This window comes from Alcaligenes sp., from assembly GCF_050255915.1.
Lineage (GTDB): Bacteria > Pseudomonadota > Gammaproteobacteria > Burkholderiales > Burkholderiaceae_B > Alcaligenes > Alcaligenes aquatilis.
This window is the reverse complement of the sequence record NZ_JBFWIQ010000002.1, coordinates 359,962-380,742: the sequence shown is the minus strand read 5'-3', so window position 1 is coordinate 380,742 and position 20,781 is coordinate 359,962. Positions and strand designations below refer to the sequence as shown.

Genomic DNA, 20,781 nt, shown 5'->3' with positions numbered 1-20,781 from the left:
CAGGGCGAACCCTGGGCGCCTGGGTTTAGCCTTCGCAGGTGCGAGGCGTAATTTTCTTCTCAGCGGCGTACTTGGCCGACATTTCCTTGACTAAAGGATCGACATACTTCTTGTCGGACTCATACCAGTCGGAGACAACTTCAAACTTGTTGCCGTCCCACTGCACGATACGAGCCCAGTCATCACCCATATGGTTGCTGCATGAGGTTTTAACGGGACGCATGATGCCTTCAAAGCCCAGCTCTTTCAAACGAGCTTCGTCCAGGTTCAGGTTCTCGAAACCCCAGCGCACTTGTTCGGGCGTCATATGCTGCCCTTTACCGAACTTCTCTTGGGCAGTACGAATGGCTTCTACCTGCATCATGGAAATCATCATGCCGCGCGTGTGTGCCAGCGTGCCGACATACTTGTCCCCGTTTTCAGCTCCTTTGCCTTTGGCGTGCATCTCGCGCACGGCATCATGCACCGGACCGTCCTCGGCACTGTTGTGAATGGTGATGCCCTTGTAGCCCTTGGCGGTCTGGCCCAGATCGACCACATCGCTCTCGGAAGCGGCCCACCAGATGCCATAGATTTTGTCGCGTGGGTATCCCACTGCCTGCGCCTCACGAATAGCGGTAGGCGTCATGATCCCGGCGCTCCAGAGCAACACGAAGTCAGGACGGTTTTTACGCACTTGTAGCCAGGTGGATTTCTGCTCCACGCCAGGAGCGGTCACCGGATACAGATCCAGCTTGAAGCCTTGTTCCTTGGCACGGGCCTGTAACAGAGCGATAGGCTCTTTACCGTAAGGCGAGTCATGGTAGATCAGGGCAATACGCTGATCTTTCAGCTTGTCCTCACCCACTTGCTTGGTGATGTCCTGGATCATGACATCGGCTGCGGTCCAGTACGTGCCCAGCAGCGGGAAGTTCCACTCGAACACCGCACCGTTAGCCGAATGCGATAGACCGTAGCCCATGGTTTCAATGGCGACCCCATCCACAATAGCCTTGTCGGTCAGGGCAAAAGTAATGCCTGTGGACTGGGTGTCAAACCCCGAAGCACCACCATTTTTGCCTTTCATGCGCTCGTAGCACTCTACGCCACGGTCGGTGGCATACGCCGTTTCACACTCCTCGTATGCCAGCTTGACGCCATTGACACCGCCGTCACGTTCGTTGACCAAAGCCAGATAGTCCAGCTTGCCATCGGCCCATGGGATCCCCAGTGGGGCAAAGGAGCCGGTGCGGTAGGTCAGCAGTGGAATGTACTGTTCCTCAGCTGCCAAAGCGGCTGTACTCATGGTCAACATTGCAGCGCAAGCACTCAAACCGAGCACAGCGCGTTTCAGTCGTGTTGTCATCTCCTGGTCCTCCGATAAGTACCATTTGTCTAAGTACCCCGTCCCGATTGGCGGGGCTGTTGTTGTAATAAACTGCCTACCTGCTAATGGGGGAAGGGCCACAAACGCAGCTTTTCCTTACCAATACTCCAGAGTCGAGCCAAACCATGCGGCTCCACAATCAAGAAAAATACGATCAGGGCACCGAACACCATGTGTTCAATGTGCGAGGCGGTGTCCACGCCGATGGACATACCAAACCAATGCGGCACGTTGGTCAGAAGCACGGGCAGCAAGACCATGAAAGCGGCACCAAAGAAGCTGCCCACAATCGAGCCCAGACCACCGATGATGACAATGAACAACAGCTGCAAAGAGCGAGTCAGGTCAAAAGCCAGTGGCTCCCAGGAACCCAGATGAACAAAGGCCCACAAGGCACCGGCCACACCGATGATGAATGAGCTGACAGCAAAGGCCGTGAGCTTGGCGTAGACCGGACGGATACCAATCACTTCAGCGGCCACGTCCATGTCACGAATCGCCATCCATTGACGACCAATCGCGCCACGCACCAGGTTCTTGGCCAGCAAGGCAAACACCACCACAAAGATCAGTACAAACAAGTACTTTTGCATGGGGGTTTGAACCGGCAAACCAAATGCACTCAAGGCGGGCACCGACACGTTGCCCGAGGGCGAGTAGTTCGTGAAAAAGGCAATACGCAGGAACGCCCAATCCACAAAGAACTGCGCAGCCAGGGTTGTGACCGCCAGGTACAAGCCACGGATACGCAAGCTGGGAATACCAAAGGCGACCCCCACCAGAGTGGCAAACACGCCGCCCAGCAAGATCTGCAACACCAACGGCAACTCAGGAATACGGACACCAAAGTTCCAGGCGGCATAGGCGCCCACAGCCATAAAGGCGCCTGAACCAATGGAAATCTGTCCGCAATAGCCCACCAGAATATTCAGGCCGATCGCTGCCAAGGACAGAATCAAAAAGGGAATCAGAATAGCTTGCAGGAAGTAGTTGGATGCCATGGCTGGCACCAACAGAAATGCCACCAGCAACAGGCCCAACATCACATAGCGATCCTGGCGGATGGGAAAAATCTGCTGGTCAGCCCGATAGCTGCTTTTGAACTGACCATTTTCGCGGTAAATCATATCGGCTCCACCTCAGACGCGATCAATAATCTTCTCGCCGAACAGACCTTGTGGTCGGAACAGCAGGAACACCAGGGCCAGCACATAAGCAAACCAGATCTCGATGCCGCCACCTACATAAGGGCCCAGATAAACCTCGGACACCTTCTCACCCACACCGATAATCAGGCCACCCACAATGGCACCGGGCACCGAGGTCAGACCACCCAGAATCACCACAGGCAAGGCGCGCAACGCAGCGGTCGACAAGGTGAACTGCACCCCGTATTTGGAACCCCAGATAATGCCGGCGACCAATGCCACCAAACCGGCCACCGTCCAGACCACGACCCAGATACGGTTCAAGGGAATACCAATGGACTGTGCCGCCTGGTGATCGTCTGCCACCGCACGCAGGGCACGGCCCACACTGGTGTACTGAAAGAAGATGGCCAGGGCCGCAACCAGCAAGGCCGCAACCACGGCTGAACTCAAGTCCTCCAGACTGACCAGCACACCGCCTTCAAACACGGACTCCAGGATGAAAGCCGGGTCTTTGGGCATGCCCACGTCAATGGAGTACACCGAACTGCCAAACACGATCTGACCCAAACCATCGAGCAGATAGCTGATACCGATGGTGGCCATCAGCAAGGTCGTGCCTTCCTGGTTCACCAGATAACGCAGCACCCAGCGCTCAATGACCACGGCCAGCACAAACATCAATATGGCCGAGACAATGAAAGCCAGCACATTGCCCAGAATGCCGGGCTCCATGCCCAGCAACTGCGGAATCCACTGGGAGAGACGAGCCATGGCCAGTGCGGCCACCAGCACCATTGCGCCCTGTGCGAAGTTAAAAACACCCGATGCTTTGAAAATCAGAACAAAGCCCAGCGCGACCAGGGCGTACAACATCCCGCTCATCAGCCCGCCCAGCAAAGTTTCAAGAAAAAATGCCATGTCCGTTCCCCTCAATGGCCAGCGCCAAGATAGGCGCGGATGACGTCCGGGTTTTGTCGTACTTCGTCCGGTACTCCGTCACCAATTTTCTTGCCATAGTCCAGAACCACCACGCGGTCCGAAATATCCATGACTACGCCCATATCGTGTTCAATCAAAACAATCGTGGTGCCGTACTCTTCATTCACATCCAGAATAAAACGGCACATATCCTGCTTTTCTTCGATGTTCATGCCTGCCATAGGCTCATCAAGCAGCAAAATGCTCGGCTGCATTGCCAGCGCCCGCCCCAGGTCAACCCGTTTTTGCAGACCGTAAGGCAAACGCCCTACCGGCGTTTTGCGGTAGGCCTGGATCTCCAGAAAATCGATGATGCCTTCCACGTACTCACGGTTGCGAATCTCTTCGCGCTCGGCACCGCCCAGTCGGAAAGCCTGGGCAAACACCCCGCTTTTCATGTGCAGATTACGGCCGGTCATGATGTTGTCCAGCACACTCATGCCCTTGAACAGAGCCAGGTTCTGAAAGGTACGGGCAATGCCCTGCTCGGCGGTGTGACGTGAGTTCATGCGGGCATAACTCTGGTCACGTAAGACAATCTCGCCTTGTTGTGGTGCATATACGCCGTTGATGACGTTCAACATGGAGCTTTTGCCTGCTCCGTTCGGACCGATGATGGAGCGGATCTCGTGTTCACGAATATTGAACGAGATATCGGTCAAGGCTTTCACCCCCCCGAAGGACAGCGAAATATTCTTTAAATCCAGTACCACTGGGCCAATCCGACGGCCCGGCATTTGCGCCTCACTCATCATGCGCTCCTTGCTGCGTCTGTCATGCGCTCAATGTGCAGGTCTGCCGAAATGCGACCGCTGCGCCCATCTTCAAACTTCACTTCTGTCTCCACAAACTGCCTGTCCAAACCGTTGAACAGGGCGTCGACCAGAACCTTGTACTTTTGCGCGATAAAACCGCGACGTACTTTGCGGGTGCGGGTCAGTTCATCGTCATCCGGGTCCAGCTCTTTATGCAGAATCAAAAAGGCACTGATGCGCGAGCCGGCCAGTTTGGGGTCGTTGGCCAGATCATCATTGACCTGCGCCACGCAATCCCGAATCAAGGCATAGACCTCGGGCTTGCCGGCCAGATCGGTGTAACCGGCATAAGGCAGGTTGCGACGCTCGGCCCAGTTGCCCACTGCTTCCAGATCAATATTGATAAAGGCGCACACTTCCTTTTGGCCATCACCAAAAGCCACGGCTTCTTTGACGAAGGGGAAGAACTTGAGCTTGTTCTCGATGTACTTGGGTGCAAACAAAGAGCCGTCGGCCAATTTGCCCACATCCTTGGCACGGTCGATGATCTTTAACTGACCATCGGTGTCCAGATAACCGGCATCGCCTGTGTGATACCAGCCGTCTTCGGTAAAAGACTCGGCGGTGGACTCGGGATTGCGGTAGTACTCCTTGAACAAGCCAGGGCTGCGCACCTGAATCTCACCGTTATCGGCCACACGGATTTCCACACCTTTGACGGGTGGACCTACCGTATCGGCACGCACATGGCCATCTTCCTGCACGCAGACAAACACCGAGGTTTCCGTCGCGCCGTACAGTTGCTTGAGGTTGATGCCAATAGAACGGTAAAAATCGAACAGATCGGGGCCAATGGCTTCACCGGCGGTATAAGCCACACGCACGCGGCTCATGCCCAGGGCATTACGCAAGGGGCCGTAGATCAGGATATTGCCCAGGCCATAGCACAGGCGATCCCACATCCCCACGCCAGGGCGCTTGTCCAGAATCTGCACACCCACGCGGTGCGCCAAAGTCATGAAACGCTTGTACAGGGCGCGCTTTAAGGCACCGGCATCCTCCATGCGAATGGTCACTTGCGTGAGCAAGCCTTCCAACACGCGGGGAGGCGCAAAGTAATAGGTGGGACCAATGTCGTGCAGGTCGATGGACACGGTCTCGGGCGATTCAGGGTGATTCACCGTAAAACCCGTGACCAGGAACTGCGTGTAGGAAAACATGTTCTGCCCAATCCAGGCGGGAGGCAGATAAGCCAGCACTTCCTCGGCATCGGTCAGCGATTCCAGCTCCTGAATGGCCAGGCCACGATCGACCAGGGCGCCGTGGGTCAACACCACACCCTTGGGCTTGCCGGTCGTACCGGAGGTATAGAACATGGCAGCAGCATGGTCAGGCGTAATGGCCTTCCAGATACGACGCACACAGTCCGGATCACGCGCCAATTGCTCGCGCCCCTGCTCCATGACTTGTTCAATGTATTGCAGTTGTTCTTGCTGATAGTTGCGCAAACCACGTGGATCGTCATAGATCAGTGCATCCAGATCGGGGCACTGGTCCCAGACTTCCAGCAGCTTGTCGACCTGCTCCTGGTCCTCGACCACGGCCACACGAATGCTGGCATCCAGCAACACGTGCAACATTTCCTGGGCCACCGCATCCTGATACAAAGGCACGGGCACAGCGCCCAGCATTTGCGCTGCCATCATGGCCAGGTACAGACGCGGGCGGTTTTCACCGATCACCGCAACGTGCTGACCGTCTTTGACTCCCAGCCCGGCCAGGCCCGCAGCCAGTTGCTCGGCCTGTTCGGCCAGCTCCCGCCACGTCCAGGTCTGCCAGATTCCCAGGTCTTTTTCGCGCATGGCAACTTTGTTGCCGCGCACCTGGGCATGGTGTTCTATCCAGGCTGGGAAGGTGCCGGGTAACCCCGCTACCTGCTCTTTATCCATCCGCACAACCATGTCTCCTCCGAATTTTCCCGGCTTGTTATGGTCCAGGAGGCTGCTTATGATTGCGGCAGAAGGCTGAAGTGATGCCTTCAAGCTATTTGCAGCCTGTTAATAATCAAGTTATCGGCTGCACGTCCCGAAGATTGTCACGGACATGACATTCGACCTTTATCGAGGGTTAATCCTCATGCATGTTGTAGATGCTTTATCGGAGCGAGCCGCCTGGTTTCGCTTGTTGACACCCGAGCTGCAAGAGCGTGTCCGCCGCGACACGCTGATCACCGCATACGAGGCCGGAGCCATCGTCGAACGCAAGGGGGAACGCGCCACGGCCTGGATCGGCGTGCTCTCGGGTTTGCTCAAAGTATCGGTGGGCAACTCCGACGGCAAAATTGCCTCCATGACAGGGGTGCCTGCCGGTGGCTGGATAGGCGAAGGCTCTTTGCTGAAAAACGAAGAGCGCAAATACGATGTGGTGGCCTTGCGCGACAGCCAGGTGGCCCGCTTGCCCGCCCACAGTTTTAACGATTTGCTGGACCAGAGTATTGCTTTCAACCGCTACCTCCTGCATCAGCTCAATGAGCGTGTGGCGCAATTTATCGGCAAGGCCGAGTACAACAGCCTGTCTACCCCCGATGCCCGCGTGGCGCGCTGTCTGGCAGAGCTGTTCAACCCGCTGCTCTACCCCGGAAAAGGTCTGCGCCTGGACATTACCCAGGAAGAGATCGGCTACCTGGCGCGGGTATCGCGCCAACGTGCCAACCAAGCCCTGCGTCAACTGGAAAACGAAGGGCTGTTGTTGATCAAATATGGTGGCGTCCAGGTACTGGACCTGGACGGCCTGAAACGTTACGGCGATGAATATGCCGCCTGATTATGCGGCCACTGTTGGCCGCATGACCGTCAATCCATACGAATACCGGCACGCTCGATAACCGTGGCCCATTCCGCGCGTTCACGCTGAGCGTAGGCCTGGAATTCATCGGGCGTCATGGGCATGGGCTCTACACCCATCGCGCGGATACGCTGGTCCAGCTCGGGCGTTTTCAGAGCCTGCATCAAGTCCTGGCTCAAGCGTTGACGGGCACCTTCGTCCATCTTGGGTGGGCCCACCAACCCTTGCCAGGCATAGGCGTAGAAGTCGGCAATACCGGCTTCGGCCATGGTTGGCACATCAGGCAACAGGCTGCTGCGCTCGGGCGTGGCCACGGCCAGAACCCGCAATTTGCCAGCCTTGATGTTGGACAATGCCGCTGCAGAATCGACAAAAGACATATCCACCTGACCGCCCAGCAAATCCTGAATGGCGGGTGCGGCTCCCTTGTAAGGCACATGCACGATCTGGGTGTCGGTGCGCTGCTTGAACATTTCCAACGCCAGATGGTGAGGTGAACCACTGCCAGCGGACGAGGAGGTCAGTTTTTCAGGCTGCTTACGAGCCGCTTCAAGCAAATCGGCCACCGTCTTGTACGGGGATTCTTGCGGTACCGCCAGCATCAAGGGAAAACGGGCCAGTCCGCCCACATACGTGAAAGCCGCCGGGTCGTACTGCAGCTTGTTGTACAAGGAGGAATTGAATGCCAGCGTGCCTGAGTCAGCGGTACCCACGGTATAGCCGTCCGGTTTGGCGTTGCTCACATAGGTCGCGCCGATGATGGTCGCCGCCCCCGGCTTGTTTTCCACAATCAACGTCTGACCCAGGCTGCTTTCCAACTGCTTGGCCACCAACCGAGCAATCACATCTGAACCACCGCCTGCGGGATAAGGCACTACCCACGTTACCGCCGACTGGGGCCAGTCCGCTGCCAGGGCCGTTCCTGTCAGGCTGGCGCCCAGCAACACACCGGCTCCCAATTTTTTCCAATCCATGATGTCTCCTTCGTACATACAAACAGCGCTTAGGGCACTGTTTTTTTAAATGTTAAGCATCCCGTTCGGGATGCGCAGAGACATTATGCGCGGACAGCCCTACGCAGGGCATTAGTAACGATGCGGATATCGATCAGCGGTAATTGCGTGCGCCAAACAGGGCCGAGCCAACCCGAACCTCGGTCGAACCTTCCTGAATCGCCAGCTCGAAATCCCCACTCATGCCCATGGACAGGCCTTGCACCTGTTCATGGCCCAACTCCACCAGACGATCACGCCACTGGCGCAACGTAGCAAAACAGGCGCGCACCGCCTGAGGGTCCTCGCTATTGACGGCCATGGTCATCAAACCCCGGACGTTCAGGGTATCGAGCGAGCGCAAGGACTGCATGAAAGCAGGCAATTGCTCCGGGGCCAAGCCAAACTTGCTGGGTTCGGGCGAGGTCTTGACCTGAACAAGCACATCCAGGCTACGCTGCTCGGTTTGCAGGTGCCGATCCAGGGCCTGGGCCAGCGACAAACGGTCCAAAGACTGGACTTCGCTGGCCAGGCGTGCAATATCTTTAGCCTTATTACTCTGCAGATGGCCTATCATCACCCACTGCACCGCGCGATCGGCCAGCTCGGCCTGCTTGTCCCGAATCTCCTGAACCTTGTTCTCGCCCATTCGCAACAAGCCCAGGTCCAGAGCTTGCGCCAGCACGGGCACAGGAAAGGTTTTGCTGACCGGTAAAAGCGCCACCGCACCGGCAGGGCGGCCGGCCTGCAAGCAAGCCTGTTCGATACGTTGGCGCAATTGCGCCAAGCGACCAGAAAGGGAAGAGTCAGAAGAATCCATCAATGCACCAGCACCCAGATAAAACCATCGCAAACGCTGCAAACACAACAGCGGCCATTTCCGATAGCATAACTGCTGCACACGGCCATCGCTAAGCCAATCCACAGCGTCTTTGCCGTGTTCTGCATCTAGGCGTAATTTGCATCTTCACTGTGTACTCGTATCCCGTTTCCCCAACTTTATCGAGGAGCTCATGACAGATCGTCCCACCCATGCTTTGCCGTCATACCTGAATGCCGACGACGTCGGCCCATGGGGTATTTATCTCGAACAAGTGGAGCGAGTCACTCCGTATCTGGGCAAATTGTCCCGATGGGTTGAAACACTCAAGCGCCCCAAGCGCACACTGATTGTCGACGTCCCCATCGAACTGGATAACGGCACCGTGGCCCACTTTGAGGGCTACCGCGTTCAACACAATACGTCCCGTGGCCCAGGCAAGGGCGGCGTGCGCTACCACCAGGATGTTACCTTGTCCGAGGTAATGGCGCTGGCTGCCTGGATGTCGATCAAGTCAGCGGCCGTGAACCTGCCCTTTGGCGGTGCCAAGGGCGGTATTCGTATTGACCCACGCCACTACTCCCAGGCCGAACTGGAACGTATCACCCGCCGCTACACCAGCGAGATTGGCGTGATCATTGGCCCCAACAAGGACATTCCCGCACCGGATGTGAACACCAATGCCCAGACCATGGCCTGGATGATGGACACCTATTCCATGAACGTGGGCGGCACCAGCACCGGTGTGGTCACCGGCAAACCCGTGTCCCTGGGCGGTAGTCTTGGCCGGGTAGAAGCCACTGGCCGTGGCGTTTACACAGTAGGCTGCGAAGCCGCCCGCGATGCTGGTATCGATCTGAATGGCGCCCGCGTCATTGTGCAAGGTTTCGGGAACGTGGGTGGCACGGCCGCCCGCCTGTTCCAGGAAGCGGGTGCCAAAGTGCTGGCCGTACAGGACCACACGGGCACGGTGTACAACCCCAACGGTCTGGACGTGCTGGCCTTGCTGGACCACATGGAACAACACAAAGGTCTGGCCGGAGCACCCAACGCCGAAGCCATTTCCAATGACGATTTCTGGCACATCGAAACCGATCTGCTGATCCCGGCCGCGCTGGAAGGCCAGATCAACAAGAACAATGCCGACCGCATCCGCGCTCGCATTGTGATCGAAGGTGCCAATGGCCCCACCACCCCCGAAGCCGATGACATCCTGAACGACAAGGGCGTGACCATTGTCCCGGACGTGGTGGCCAACGCCGGCGGTGTGACTGTGTCCTACTTCGAGTGGGTTCAGGACTTCTCCAGCTTTTTCTGGACCGAGGACGAGATCAACAATCGGCTGGAAATGATGATGCGCGCGGCCTACACCACGGTAGCGGCCGTTGCCAAAGAGCACAACGTCACCCTGCGTACCGCTGCCTTTATTGTGGGTTGCGCCCGCATTCTGGAATCTCGTCAGGTACGCGGCCTGTATCCCTAAGCTCATAAGGCGGCATACTCGGTTTATGCCGCTTTTTATGCGCAAAATACAGCGCTTGTGCAAAAAAATCAGGGGGAAAGCGGTAGAATCGGGGCATCCAGGATATGACACCCGTATGAAACCCTTACCCCCTTTCTCTTTGACCGCAAGGACGTTGCTGTGAATAACAATGACCTGAACGCGGCGGTCCAGGTACGCGACATCCACAAACGCTTTGGCACCAACGAGGTGCTCAAGGGCATTTCCCTGCAGGCCCACAAGGGCGATGTACTCTCCATTATCGGCGCCTCGGGCTCGGGTAAAAGTACCCTGCTGCGCTGCATTAACCACCTGGTCGTCCCCGATCAGGGCGAAGTCCAGATCGGCAATGACATTTTGCGCAGCCATCGCAACCGCAAGGGCATTTGCCAGACAGACAATCCGCGTCTGTTGGAACAAGTCCGCGCCCGCTTGGGGATGGTGTTTCAGAACTTCAATCTATGGTCGCACCGCACGGTGCTGCAAAACGTCACCGAAGGCCCCATTCACGTCAAGGGCCGCCCGGCCCGTGAAGCGGCTGAATACGCCCGAGAACTGCTGGGCAAGGTCGGCCTGAGCAACAAGTGCGATGCCTACCCGGCCGAACTGTCCGGCGGCCAGCAGCAACGCGTGGCCATTGCCCGTGCGCTGGCCATGGACCCGGACGTCTTGCTGTTTGACGAACCGACCTCCGCGCTGGATCCGGAAATGGTGGGTGAGGTACTGCGCGTCATTCGCCAACTGGCCCAGGAAGGTCGCACCATGATCCTGGTCACCCACGAAATGAATTTTGCGCGTGACGTGTCCTCCGAGACCATTTTCATGCACAACGGCCTGATTGAAGAACGTGGCCACCCCAAAGAGCTGTTCGATAGGCCACAATCCGAGCGTCTACAGCAGTTTCTACAACCAATGCAGTAAGATCATCGCTTCGTGAATACGACACAGGCTGGAAAACCAGCAGGGCCAAGACGGCCCTGACCAGCCTATCCACAAAGGAGAGCCAGACCATGAGTTTCCTCAGCAAGACCCTGATCTGTGCCAGCCTGGCCCTGTTGGGCTCCCAGGCTGCAATGGCAGACACCCTGAAAATCGGCACGGAAGGCGGTTACCCACCATGGAGCATGGTGGATGCAGCCGGCAAGGTTACCGGCTTTGACGCCGACGTGGGCGCGGCTCTGTGCAAAGAGCTCAACAGCGACTGCAAGTTCATCGTACAAGCCTTTGACAGCCTGATTCCTTCGCTCGATGCCAAACGATTTGACCTGATCATCTCGGGCATGTCCTACACCCCCGAGCGTGCCAAGCGCGTGAACTTCAGCATTCCTTACGCCGTTGAAGACGCCATTTTCGTTCTGCCCAAGAACAGTGAACTGGTCGGCGCCGACAACGAACAAACCATTTTTGATGGTCTGGCCGGTAAAACCATTGGCGTTCAAGGCGGCACCACCCACGGCGCTTTCCTGACCAAGAAAGCCCCCAAGACGACCATCAAGAACTACGAGACCCTGGACCAGATGCAAATCGATCTGGACGCCGGCCGTTTGAACGGCACCTTTGCCGACCTGACCTCGCAATCGAAGTTCCTGCATAAAGTCGGTGAAGACAACTTTGCCCTGTCCAAGCTGGTCATCAAAGGCTCTTCCGACCCCGAGACCCTGGGTTATGGCATTGCCGTCGGTATTCACAAAGACAATGCAGAGCTGAAAGCCAAGGTTGACGCTGCCCTGTGCAAGCTGATCGATGATGGCACCGTCAAGACCGCCAGCGAAAAGTGGTTTGACATCGACATCGCCAACTACGAGATCTGCAAGAAATAAGTCGAGAAGTACCACTTGATGCTAGAGACTATTTTTAATGTGCTGCGCGAAGGCTGGGGCTGGATGTTCCTTCGCGGAGCAGCAATGACCTTGCTGATCTCCGTTTTGGGCATGGCCCTTGGCGTAGTCATTGGGATTACAGGAGCCAGCATCAAGACCAACGGGCCGCGCTGGCTGCGTGGCCCCGTCAGCCTGTACACCACGGTTGTTCGCAGTATCCCCGAGCTGCTCATCATCTACCTGCTGTTTTTCGGCTCGGTGCAGTTTGTCTCCGATCTGGCCGACTTCATGCGCATGGAAGATGTGGTGACGCGCTGGTTCCCTGCGCTGGTCGGTATTTTGGCCATTGGCCTGATTGCAGGCTCTTACAGCGTGGAAGTGTTTCGCGGCGCCTTGCAAGCCATTCCCGAAGGCCAGATCGAGGCGGCCAAAGCCATTGGCATGTCCCCCTGGCAGCGTCTGCGCCGCATTATTTTGCCGCAGATGTTCTGGTACGCCCTGCCCGGCGCCAATAACGTCTGGCAAACCGCACTGAAAGACACGGCCCTGATCTCCCTGGTAGGCCTGGTCGAGATCATGCGTGCCGCTACCCTGGGTGCCGCCAATACGCGCGAGCCCATGGCTATGTACCTGATTGCAGGTGTACTTTATTTTCTGATTGGTGCCTGTAGTCAGGCCCTGTTTTTGCTGGCCGAACGTTACACCGGCAAAGGTATGAGAGCCCAGGCATGATTGATCTGGAATTATTCAATACCACCGTCGAAACCCTGTTCAAGGGCTTTGGCATGAGCGTGTATATCGGCTTGTGGGGCATTGTGCTGTCACTGTTCATCGGCCTGTCGCTGGCCCTGATGCGTCAGTCCCATAGCCGTATTTTGCGCAGCTTCGCCTTTAGCTACAGTACCGTGTTCCGTGGCACGCCCTTGCTGGTGCAATTATTCCTGCTGTACTACGGCGTGGGCACCCTGAGTTTTGTAAAGGAGTCACCCACTCTGTGGTGGCTGTTCAGCGATGGCATGCGCTGCGCGATTCTGGCCATTGGTCTGAATAGTGGGGCGTATGTCAGCGAAGTTTTCCGTGGCGGCTTTCAGGCCGTGCCGGTTGGCCAGATCGAAGCGGCCAAATCCATCGGCATGTCCGCCTGGATGCGATTTCGTCGCGTGGTTTTTCCCTTGGCGATTCGCCAGGCACTGCCCGCGTACAGCAATGAAATCGTGCTGGCCATCAAAGGCACCAGTCTGGCCTCGACCATTGCCGTCATGGACCTGACCGGCCACGCCAAACGCTTGATGAACCAGAACTACGCCATCATCGAGACCTTTGTGGTTGCGGGCCTGTTGTACTTGCTGATTAACTTCACCCTGCTGTCGGTGGTCCACCTGATCGAGCGTTGGTTGAAAGTTCGCCGTTAAACCGGCATTATCTCAAGCTCTGCGCCCCCTCTAGCGCAACAACTGGATGCGGAGCACGACCTCAATGCCAATACGCCCCAAACTGGTCCTGGTGGGCACGGGTGGCACCATTGCTGCCACAACCCAATCCAATACCGGCCTGACCGATTACGACATCACCCAAGGCGTGCACACGCTGCTGCAGGCCGTACCCGGCATCAACGAGCTGGCCGACCTGGAATGCCATCAGCTTTTCAACGTGGACAGCCGGGCCATGGGTTCGCTGATGTTGCTGGAGCTGTCCCACAAGCTCAATGAACTGCTGGCTCGACCGGACATCAATGGAGCGGTGATTACCCACGGCACCGATACGCTGGAAGAAAGCGCCTTTTTCCTGCACCTGACCCTGAAAACCGACAAACCTGTAGTCATGGTGGCCGCCATGCGCCCCGCCTCGGCCTTGAGTGCAGATGGGCCGCTGAACCTGTATCAAGCCGTGCAGGTAGCCTGCTCTTCGCTGGCACAAGACCAAGGTGTGCTGGTATTGCTGAACGACCAGATCCACAGCGCCCGCTTCCTGAGCAAGCAACACACCACTCAGACCAGCGCCTTCGGCTCACCCGATGCGGGCCCCTTGGGGCTGGTCGCCGGTGGTCAGCCACGTTTCATGATGCGCACCCTGCTGCCGCACACGCACAGCAGCCTGTTCGATGTGCGCTCCCAACACAACCTGCCTAAAGTTCAGGTCTTTTACGATCACCCCGATACCCTGGCGGAACTGTATCGCCATGCAGCACAAAGCGGTGTGCAAGGCATTGTAGTGGCGGCAACCGGCAACGGTAGTCTGACCCCCGGCGCACTGGAAGGCGTCAGCCGGGCGCACAGACTAGGCGTGGTTTGTGTGCGAGCCTCGCGCATCCACGCAGGGCCGGTGACGGACAGCGCCTACGATGAGGACCATCACACGATCGCGGCGCACTATCTGCCCGCACAAAAAGCCCGGATTTTGTTAATGCTCTGTCTGGCTGCTCAGTTGGAGCACGATGAGATAGCGGCGGCTTTCCGCGACTATTAAGGCTCGGGCTTCAGTCATCGTCCCTTAGACGCGCCGACCAGGCGACGACCCGAGGCGGCACGCTGGCTGTGGCTGCCAAAGACGAATGGCCGATACCCGTCCAGTAACTATGCAAGGGCTGTTCGGCAACCGCTTCCTCAAGCGCAATACCAGTGGGTTCAACCCAGTTCCAACTGCCGCTGACTGCTAAAGCATCTTGGTTCACCCGTTAAAGGGTCTATAAAGGCAATATGCCGCGCCAGTAACTGCAGGGGCTGGCTGAAATCGTCTGCATCGCGCTCCGCCAGCAGCACGGGATAAAACACATCGTTAATGATGGGCGCACCCAGACTGCTCAGGTGTACCCGCAACTGATGTTTACGGCCACTATGGGGCCGCAAGCGGTACAGCGCCAAATGCAGCCCCTGCTCGGTATGCCAATGACGCTCGCACAGGATCTCGGTGCTACTGTTCGGCTCTCCGGCAACCTCTTCCATCACAAAGCGGCCAGGCACCTCTTTCATACGGCTGCGATACACCAGTCCATCGGCCAGTTTTTCCTGAAACGGCGCGACCGCTTCGTATTCCTTCTCAATACCGCCTTGCTGAAACAAGGACTGATAGGCTCCACGAACGGCAGGGTCACGGCAAAACAACAAGATTCCCGCCGTCTCCCTGTCCAGCCTATGGATGGGGCTGATGTCATCCTCGCCAAAGTCTCGCCGCAGACGAGTCAGCGCCGTTTCGTATAAGTAGCGTCCACCCGGCGTTGTCGCCAGGAAATGTGGCTTGTCCACCGCAATCAGATGCTCGTCCGCATACAACACGGGCATCTCGAACGGCACGGTCGCTTCGTTTTCCACCATGCGGAAGTACCACAGCCAGCGATCAGGCTGATAGCTGGAGCCCGGCTGCTGCGGCACACCGTTTTGATCCAGGATATCGCCCCGCGCCAGGCGCTCTCGCAATACCTCCGGGTCCATATGCGGAAAACGCTCCAGGAGAAAAGCGTCCAGCATTATCCAGGGGCCACGCGGGCACCACACTTTGCTGGGGCTGACCCCATTGCGCGACGGTACAGGTGAAGAGCAACTGATCGGTGACATTACAAAAGCCAAACAGAAAACAGCCCGCTAAAAGCGGGCCTGAAATCCAGGGCCATCAGTGTACTACCAGCCACCACAGGGGCGGCTGGTAGAGACGGTGCCCAGACTTAAACCGCCGGGTTCGCAGGCAAAGCACGCCGCATTCGCACACCTTGTCTGATCCATACCCAGAACAAGATCAGCAAGGCAGGCAAAAATACCCAAAACTCAGAGGGACGATCGGGATGCGGCACTTTCACTTGCTCAATATCCCAGCCCTGCTCCCAGCCTGCTCGGCGCGCTGAACTGCCAAAGGCAACCGATGCCACTTGAGCCGTGTCTCCAAAGGCCATGACCGTCAGGCCAGCCAAAGACAGACGTTTGCTGGCTGCGGCCAGACCTGTCGCCTGATCCCCTTCTGGCAGGGCAGGCAAGGACACGGCAACCGTTTTCTGCAGATCCTTGCCTTCCAGGTTCATCCCGGCCAGTTGCACCACCAGATTGCCCCCGTCCGGGGTGTTCTGCACCACCTGCATCAACTCGGATGCAGGACGGCTTTGGTACTTCTCGCTGACATGATCCATGAACCAGTCCGGACGAAACAGCATGAACGTAGCCAGCAAGAGCAAAACGGTCTCCAGCCAACTGGTTTTAATACGCAACCACCCGATTGTCGCCGCCGCAAAAGCCAGCGACGCCACCGTTGAGCCCACCACCACCAGAACCAGCTCCCAGGCACTGTGTATGCCGATCAACAACAGCATGGGATTGAAGATGAACATGAAAGGCAGCACCGCCGTACGCATGGCATAGGTCACGCCCTTCACGCCGGTCTTGATCGGATCCTCCCCTGAAATGGCCGCTGCCGCAAAAGTGGCTAAGCCCACAGGCGGCGTAATATCGGCCATGATCCCGTAATAGAACACGAACATATGGACGGCAATCAGCGGAATCACCATACCGCTTTGCGCTCCCAGCTCCACCACGACAGGCGCCATCAACGTGGCCATCAGAATGTAGTTGGCGGTCGTGGGCATACCCAAACCCAACACCAGACACACAGCGGCCGTAAAGAACAGCATGACCAGCACATTACCCATGGAGACCAGCTCCACAAAAGCCGTCATACGCAGGCCCAAACCAGTCAGGGTAATCGCTCCCACAATCAAGCCGGCTGTCCCGCAGGCAATCCCGATACCCACCATATTGCGGGCGCCTTCCTGCAGTCCTGTCCACACCTCGCTGACACCTTGGCGCAGCGGTTGCGCCGTTGCCTGTTTACGGAACCAGGCAATGATGGGGCGCTGTGTGGCCATCTGAAACAACATGGCCACAACGGCCCAGAAAGCCGACAAGCCGGCAGACATCACCTCTACCGTCAGGCACCACACCAAAATGCCGATCGGGATCAGGAAATACAAGCCAGCACGTACGGTGGGCCAAGGCTCGGGACGCACGGGCGTGTTCACATTAATATCGGTAGGCAGGTCTTCGTGGTCCGCTGCAATTTTCAGCAAGTACACATACAGCACCAGCAACAAAAGCAACAAAATCCAAATAGCCGCATCACCGGCGATTGCCTGAACCCCAACACCTATCCAATAGACCAGCCCCATCACACTCAGGGTGCCGGCCGTACCCATGCCCCAACCCGCTAATTTCTGGATGAAGGTTTTGGGCTTGCCCGAGGCCATCATGGGTTGAATACCCAGCTTCAGCGCTTCCAGGTGCACGATATAAAACAGCGCAATATATGAAATAACCGCAGGCAGCAAAGCATGACGAATGATATCGGTGTAAGGAATGCCGACATACTCGATCATCAAAAAGGCAGCCGCCCCCATGACCGGCGGCATGATCTGGCCATTGACGGACGAGGCCGTTTCAATCGCCCCGGCCCGAATGCCGCCATAGCCCGCTTTTTTCATCAAGGGAATGGTAAAAATACCGCCTGTCACCACGTTGGCGACCGAAGAAGCCGACACAAGACCGTTCACGGCCGAGGAGACCACAGCCACTTTGGCTGGCCCGCCCCGCAAATGCCCCAGCAAGGCAAACGAGACCTGCATCATGTAATTGCCCGCCCCGCAGCGATCCAGCAAAGAGCCCAGCAATACAAAAATAAAGATATACGAGACAGAAACGCCCAGGGCAACTCCGTACACACCCTCCGTGGTCAGCCACATATGCGAAACCAGGCGCTGCAAGGAGGCGCCCCGGTGAGACAAGGCATCCGGCAGCCAGGGGCCCAGAAAAATATAGGCAATAAAGACAATCGCCAGCACCGCCATGGGCGCGCCCAACGAGCGCCGCGTCGCCTCCAGCAGCAATACCAGACCCATACTGGCCACCACCACATCCATCGTGGTGGGGATACCGGGGCGCGAGGCCAATTCCTTATAGAAAAAGAATAAATACGAGCCGCAAAAGGCCGCAATCAGGGCCAAGAGCCAGTCATGGATCGGAATTCGGTCGCGCGCGGATTGTTTGCTTGCAGGAAACGCCAGATAGGCCAAAAACATGGCGATGCCCAAATGCAGGGCTCGCGCTTCTGTGTCATTGAAAATGCCCAGATTCAGGGCAAATGGCAGCGGAGAGGCGTACCAAAGCTGAAACAAGGACCAGCCTATTCCAACCAAAAACAAAACCATGCCTGCAACGCCAGCCACAGAGCGTCCACCACGGTCTACATCGGCAACCAGTTTTTCCAGCTCTGCCGTTTCATCCTGTGTCAGGGCCAAGTCTGGCCCCATTTTTTTATGTTCTTGTTGTGTCATTTACTGTATCTCCAGGAAAACCCGGCGTGGAGCCCGAGTACCACCAGCCAGGCACCCGATCCACCTGGACTGCGCAGCCCAGGAACCCCAGACCAGAGGCAAGGCCACAGCTAGGGCCATGGCACTTGCGGCCAGGCTGGCACAGCCAGCCTGGTGTCAATCAGACTGTCTTACAGCAGCCCTTTTTCCTTGAAGTACTTTTCAGCGCCTTTGTGCAATGGGGCAGACAAGCCGTTCTTGACCATGTCTTCTTTCTTCAGATTCGCCAACGCAGGGTGCAAGCGCTTGAAATCATCAAAGTTGTCGAACACCGCTTTGACGACGTTGTAGACAGACTCTTCCGGTACGTCCTCGGACGTCACAAAGGTTGCCAGAACGCCATAGGTTTGGACATCGTCAGGATTGTTGGGGTACAAGCCACCAGGAATCGCGACCTTGGCGTAGTAGGGATAAGTCTCGACCAGCTTGTCCACCGCAGGACCGGTCAGAGGCACCAGCTTGGCGCCGCAAGAGGTGGTGGGATCCTGGATATTGGCCGAAGGATGGCCTACGCCATAGATAAAGCCGTCAATCTTGCCATCACACAATGCCGGGCCGTGTTCATCGGGACGCAGCTCCGAGGCCAGTGAGAAAAAGCTGTTATCCAGCCCCATGGCCTGCAACAACTGATCCATCGAGGCGCGTGTGCCCGAACCCGGATTGCCTACGTTAAAACGCTTGCCCTTGAAGTCGTCGAACTTGCTGACATTGGCCTCTTTACGAGACAGCACGGTAAAGGGCTCCGGGTGAATGGAGAATACCGAACGCAGCTTCTTGTACGCCCCACCGTCCTTGAACTGGCCTTCTCCGTTGTACGCGTTATAGCCCACATCAGACTGCACCACACCCAGGTCCAGCTCACCCGCTTTGATGGTGTTGACGTTAAAGACCGAACCGCCCGTGGATTCCACCGAGCAACGTACGCCATCCGTACCACGATCCTTATTGACCAAGCGGCAAATAGCGCCACCGGCCGCGTAATACACCCCGGTCACACCCCCCGTCCCGATACTGACAAACTTCTGCTGGGCGCTGGCAGGCAAGGGGCTGAGCAACATGGCGCACATCGCTGCCGTTGTGCTAAGTGCCCACACTGCTTTCTTACCTGTTTTCTTACTAATGTGTTCCATCTTTGTGTCTCCCATGGGGGTATCCCCGGTTTGTGTGACCGGTACGACCGGTTTGTTTACATAGACGAAGCGGGGTCAACCGCTTGGTCCTGTTGCCAATAAACTCCCTGACTTCGAAATGAAGACTCCAGCTGCGCGAGACGCTGCACCACTGTCTTACCGCCCAAGGTGGCGATCCGTGCCAACAAATGTTCTGCAACGGTGACCGTGCCCACTAGAGAATGAAAAAAACTGGCCGCTGGCTGCTCGCTGGCCTGTGCATCAAACAACAAGACATGTTTGGCCCCCTGGGCCACCGGGGACAGCACACTGTCAGTTACCGCGACCACCGTGATGCCCTGCTGCACCGCCTGATGCACACTATTGACCACTGTTTTGACATATGGCGCCTGGCTGATCACAACCAGCACACCCCCGCTGTCCAAACCGGCGTCCAGCTCCAGGAACAAGTCTACGGCCCGGTTCAGCAAGACACCATTACCACGTATCAATTGATAGGCATAATGCATCTGGAACGCACAGGCAAAACTGACCCCCAGACCGATAAACCCCACTTTGGAGGCGCCCAGAAGCGCCTGGGCACAAGCATCCAGAGCGCTGGCTGAATTCAGTCTCAAGACCGACTCCAGGGCCTGCTCTTGTTGCTCCCCCAGGTCCCGTATTTGTTGTTCTGAGGCCCGGTTACCTTGCAAATTTTGCGCTCGCGCCGCCATCGTGCCGCCATTGCGGTGCAGGGCCTGCTGAAACGGCTCACGAAAACCGTCGTAGCTTTCATAACCCGCCGCTTTAGCCAGACGAAGCATGGTTGCCGGTGCAACCGACAACTCCTGGGCCTGTTTGCGCATGGACCACAGGCTGACTTCAACCGGATGGCGCTCCACCCATTGCGCAGCGCGACGCAGCTCGGGCGTCAGGCCAGGCAAGATACGCTGCAAACGCAACAAGGGCTCCATTTGTCGTCCTACTCACATATCAGTGCAATAAAACGCATGTTAATCTGGAGAACACTAAAAAAAACAAATGTTTTCCTAGGGTTTGCCCGCAAATACCTATAATTATTTCTTTTTTTGCGTGGGCA

Annotated in this window: 18 protein-coding genes; 7 read left to right on the top strand and 11 right to left on the bottom strand. The window is 57.0% G+C overall.

Features of this window, described 5'->3' with window-relative positions; genetic code table 11:
* Nucleotides 1-25 precede the first annotated feature (25 nt).
* The 5 genes from AB7E06_RS03945 to AB7E06_RS03925 all read right to left on the bottom strand — a co-directional run bounded on the left by AB7E06_RS03945 (nucleotide 26) and on the right by AB7E06_RS03925 (nucleotide 6,211).
* Nucleotides 26-1,294: an ABC transporter substrate-binding protein gene (locus AB7E06_RS03945; RefSeq protein WP_376914099.1), complete on the bottom strand. Its 1,269-nt coding sequence runs from the start codon at nucleotides 1,292-1,294 to the stop codon at nucleotides 26-28.
* A 134-nt stretch (nucleotides 1,295-1,428) separates the two neighbouring features.
* Nucleotides 1,429-2,493 (bottom strand): branched-chain amino acid ABC transporter permease, encoded by a 1,065-nt coding sequence (locus AB7E06_RS03940; RefSeq protein ID WP_249460862.1) that lies wholly within the window; start codon nucleotides 2,491-2,493, stop codon nucleotides 1,429-1,431.
* Between the two features lie 12 nt (nucleotides 2,494-2,505).
* Nucleotides 2,506-3,435 carry a branched-chain amino acid ABC transporter permease gene (locus AB7E06_RS03935; protein ID WP_094195311.1) on the bottom strand — a complete coding sequence of 310 codons (930 nt, stop codon included), beginning with the start codon at nucleotides 3,433-3,435 and terminating at the stop codon, nucleotides 2,506-2,508.
* An 11-nt stretch (nucleotides 3,436-3,446) separates the two neighbouring features.
* A complete protein-coding gene (locus tag AB7E06_RS03930; RefSeq protein WP_009460135.1) occupies nucleotides 3,447-4,232 on the bottom strand; it encodes an ABC transporter ATP-binding protein in 786 nt (261 codons plus the stop codon).
* 14 nt (nucleotides 4,233-4,246) lie between these two features.
* The gene (locus AB7E06_RS03925; RefSeq protein ID WP_094195310.1) at nucleotides 4,247-6,211 is read right to left on the bottom strand and encodes an AMP-dependent synthetase/ligase; all 1,965 of its coding nucleotides are present in this window, start codon (nucleotides 6,209-6,211) and stop codon (nucleotides 4,247-4,249) included.
* Nucleotides 6,212-6,386: 175 nt separating this feature from the next.
* Here AB7E06_RS03925 and AB7E06_RS03920 point away from each other — a divergent pair, with 175 nt between their 5' ends.
* Complete coding sequence (locus AB7E06_RS03920; RefSeq protein WP_094195309.1) at nucleotides 6,387-7,073, top strand: Crp/Fnr family transcriptional regulator; 687 nt, start codon at nucleotides 6,387-6,389, stop codon at nucleotides 7,071-7,073.
* Nucleotides 7,074-7,102: 29 nt separating this feature from the next.
* Here the strand turns inward: AB7E06_RS03920 and AB7E06_RS03915 are convergent, their stop codons facing one another.
* Both AB7E06_RS03915 and AB7E06_RS03910 read right to left on the bottom strand, forming a co-directional pair.
* Nucleotides 7,103-8,068 (bottom strand): Bug family tripartite tricarboxylate transporter substrate binding protein, encoded by a 966-nt coding sequence (locus tag AB7E06_RS03915; RefSeq protein ID WP_108727098.1) that lies wholly within the window; start codon nucleotides 8,066-8,068, stop codon nucleotides 7,103-7,105.
* A 133-nt stretch (nucleotides 8,069-8,201) separates the two neighbouring features.
* Nucleotides 8,202-8,906 carry a YggS family pyridoxal phosphate-dependent enzyme gene (locus AB7E06_RS03910; RefSeq protein ID WP_125278032.1) on the bottom strand — a complete coding sequence of 235 codons (705 nt, stop codon included), beginning with the start codon at nucleotides 8,904-8,906 and terminating at the stop codon, nucleotides 8,202-8,204.
* Between the two features lie 193 nt (nucleotides 8,907-9,099).
* On the opposite strand from AB7E06_RS03910, the gene AB7E06_RS03905 reads away from it, so the two are divergent.
* From AB7E06_RS03905 to AB7E06_RS03880, 6 genes are all read left to right on the top strand, one after another.
* Entirely contained in the window at nucleotides 9,100-10,389 is a 1,290-nt protein-coding gene (locus AB7E06_RS03905) for a Glu/Leu/Phe/Val dehydrogenase (protein WP_346549178.1), read from the top strand.
* Between the two features lie 159 nt (nucleotides 10,390-10,548).
* Nucleotides 10,549-11,328 carry an ABC transporter ATP-binding protein gene (locus AB7E06_RS03900; RefSeq protein ID WP_094195306.1) on the top strand — a complete coding sequence of 260 codons (780 nt, stop codon included), beginning with the start codon at nucleotides 10,549-10,551 and terminating at the stop codon, nucleotides 11,326-11,328.
* Nucleotides 11,329-11,417: 89 nt separating this feature from the next.
* Nucleotides 11,418-12,227: a transporter substrate-binding domain-containing protein gene (locus AB7E06_RS03895; RefSeq protein WP_094195305.1), complete on the top strand. Its 810-nt coding sequence runs from the start codon at nucleotides 11,418-11,420 to the stop codon at nucleotides 12,225-12,227.
* Nucleotides 12,228-12,245: 18 nt separating this feature from the next.
* Complete coding sequence (locus tag AB7E06_RS03890) at nucleotides 12,246-12,959, top strand: ABC transporter permease (RefSeq protein ID WP_094195304.1); 714 nt, start codon at nucleotides 12,246-12,248, stop codon at nucleotides 12,957-12,959.
* Nucleotides 12,956-13,639, top strand: coding sequence for an ABC transporter permease (locus AB7E06_RS03885; RefSeq protein ID WP_094195303.1), 684 nt, complete (start codon nucleotides 12,956-12,958; stop codon nucleotides 13,637-13,639). The genes AB7E06_RS03890 and AB7E06_RS03885 overlap by 4 nt, the downstream gene beginning before the upstream one ends.
* Nucleotides 13,640-13,703: 64 nt before the next feature.
* Complete coding sequence (locus AB7E06_RS03880) at nucleotides 13,704-14,693, top strand: asparaginase (RefSeq protein WP_094195302.1); 990 nt, start codon at nucleotides 13,704-13,706, stop codon at nucleotides 14,691-14,693.
* 158 nt (nucleotides 14,694-14,851) lie between these two features.
* Here AB7E06_RS03880 and AB7E06_RS03875 read toward each other — a convergent pair whose 3' ends face one another.
* From AB7E06_RS03875 to AB7E06_RS03860, 4 genes are all read right to left on the bottom strand, one after another.
* Nucleotides 14,852-15,778: a pseudouridine synthase gene (locus AB7E06_RS03875; protein ID WP_395029894.1), complete on the bottom strand. Its 927-nt coding sequence runs from the start codon at nucleotides 15,776-15,778 to the stop codon at nucleotides 14,852-14,854.
* A gap of 107 nt (nucleotides 15,779-15,885) precedes the next feature.
* Nucleotides 15,886-18,534, bottom strand: a complete 2,649-nt coding sequence (locus tag AB7E06_RS03870; RefSeq protein ID WP_234354370.1) for a TRAP transporter permease — start codon at nucleotides 18,532-18,534, stop codon at nucleotides 15,886-15,888.
* A gap of 170 nt (nucleotides 18,535-18,704) precedes the next feature.
* Nucleotides 18,705-19,703, bottom strand: a complete 999-nt coding sequence (locus AB7E06_RS03865; protein WP_094195300.1) for a TAXI family TRAP transporter solute-binding subunit — start codon at nucleotides 19,701-19,703, stop codon at nucleotides 18,705-18,707.
* A 56-nt stretch (nucleotides 19,704-19,759) separates the two neighbouring features.
* A complete protein-coding gene (locus tag AB7E06_RS03860) occupies nucleotides 19,760-20,656 on the bottom strand; it encodes a MurR/RpiR family transcriptional regulator (protein ID WP_094195299.1) in 897 nt (298 codons plus the stop codon).
* Between the last annotated feature and the right edge of the window lie 125 nt (nucleotides 20,657-20,781).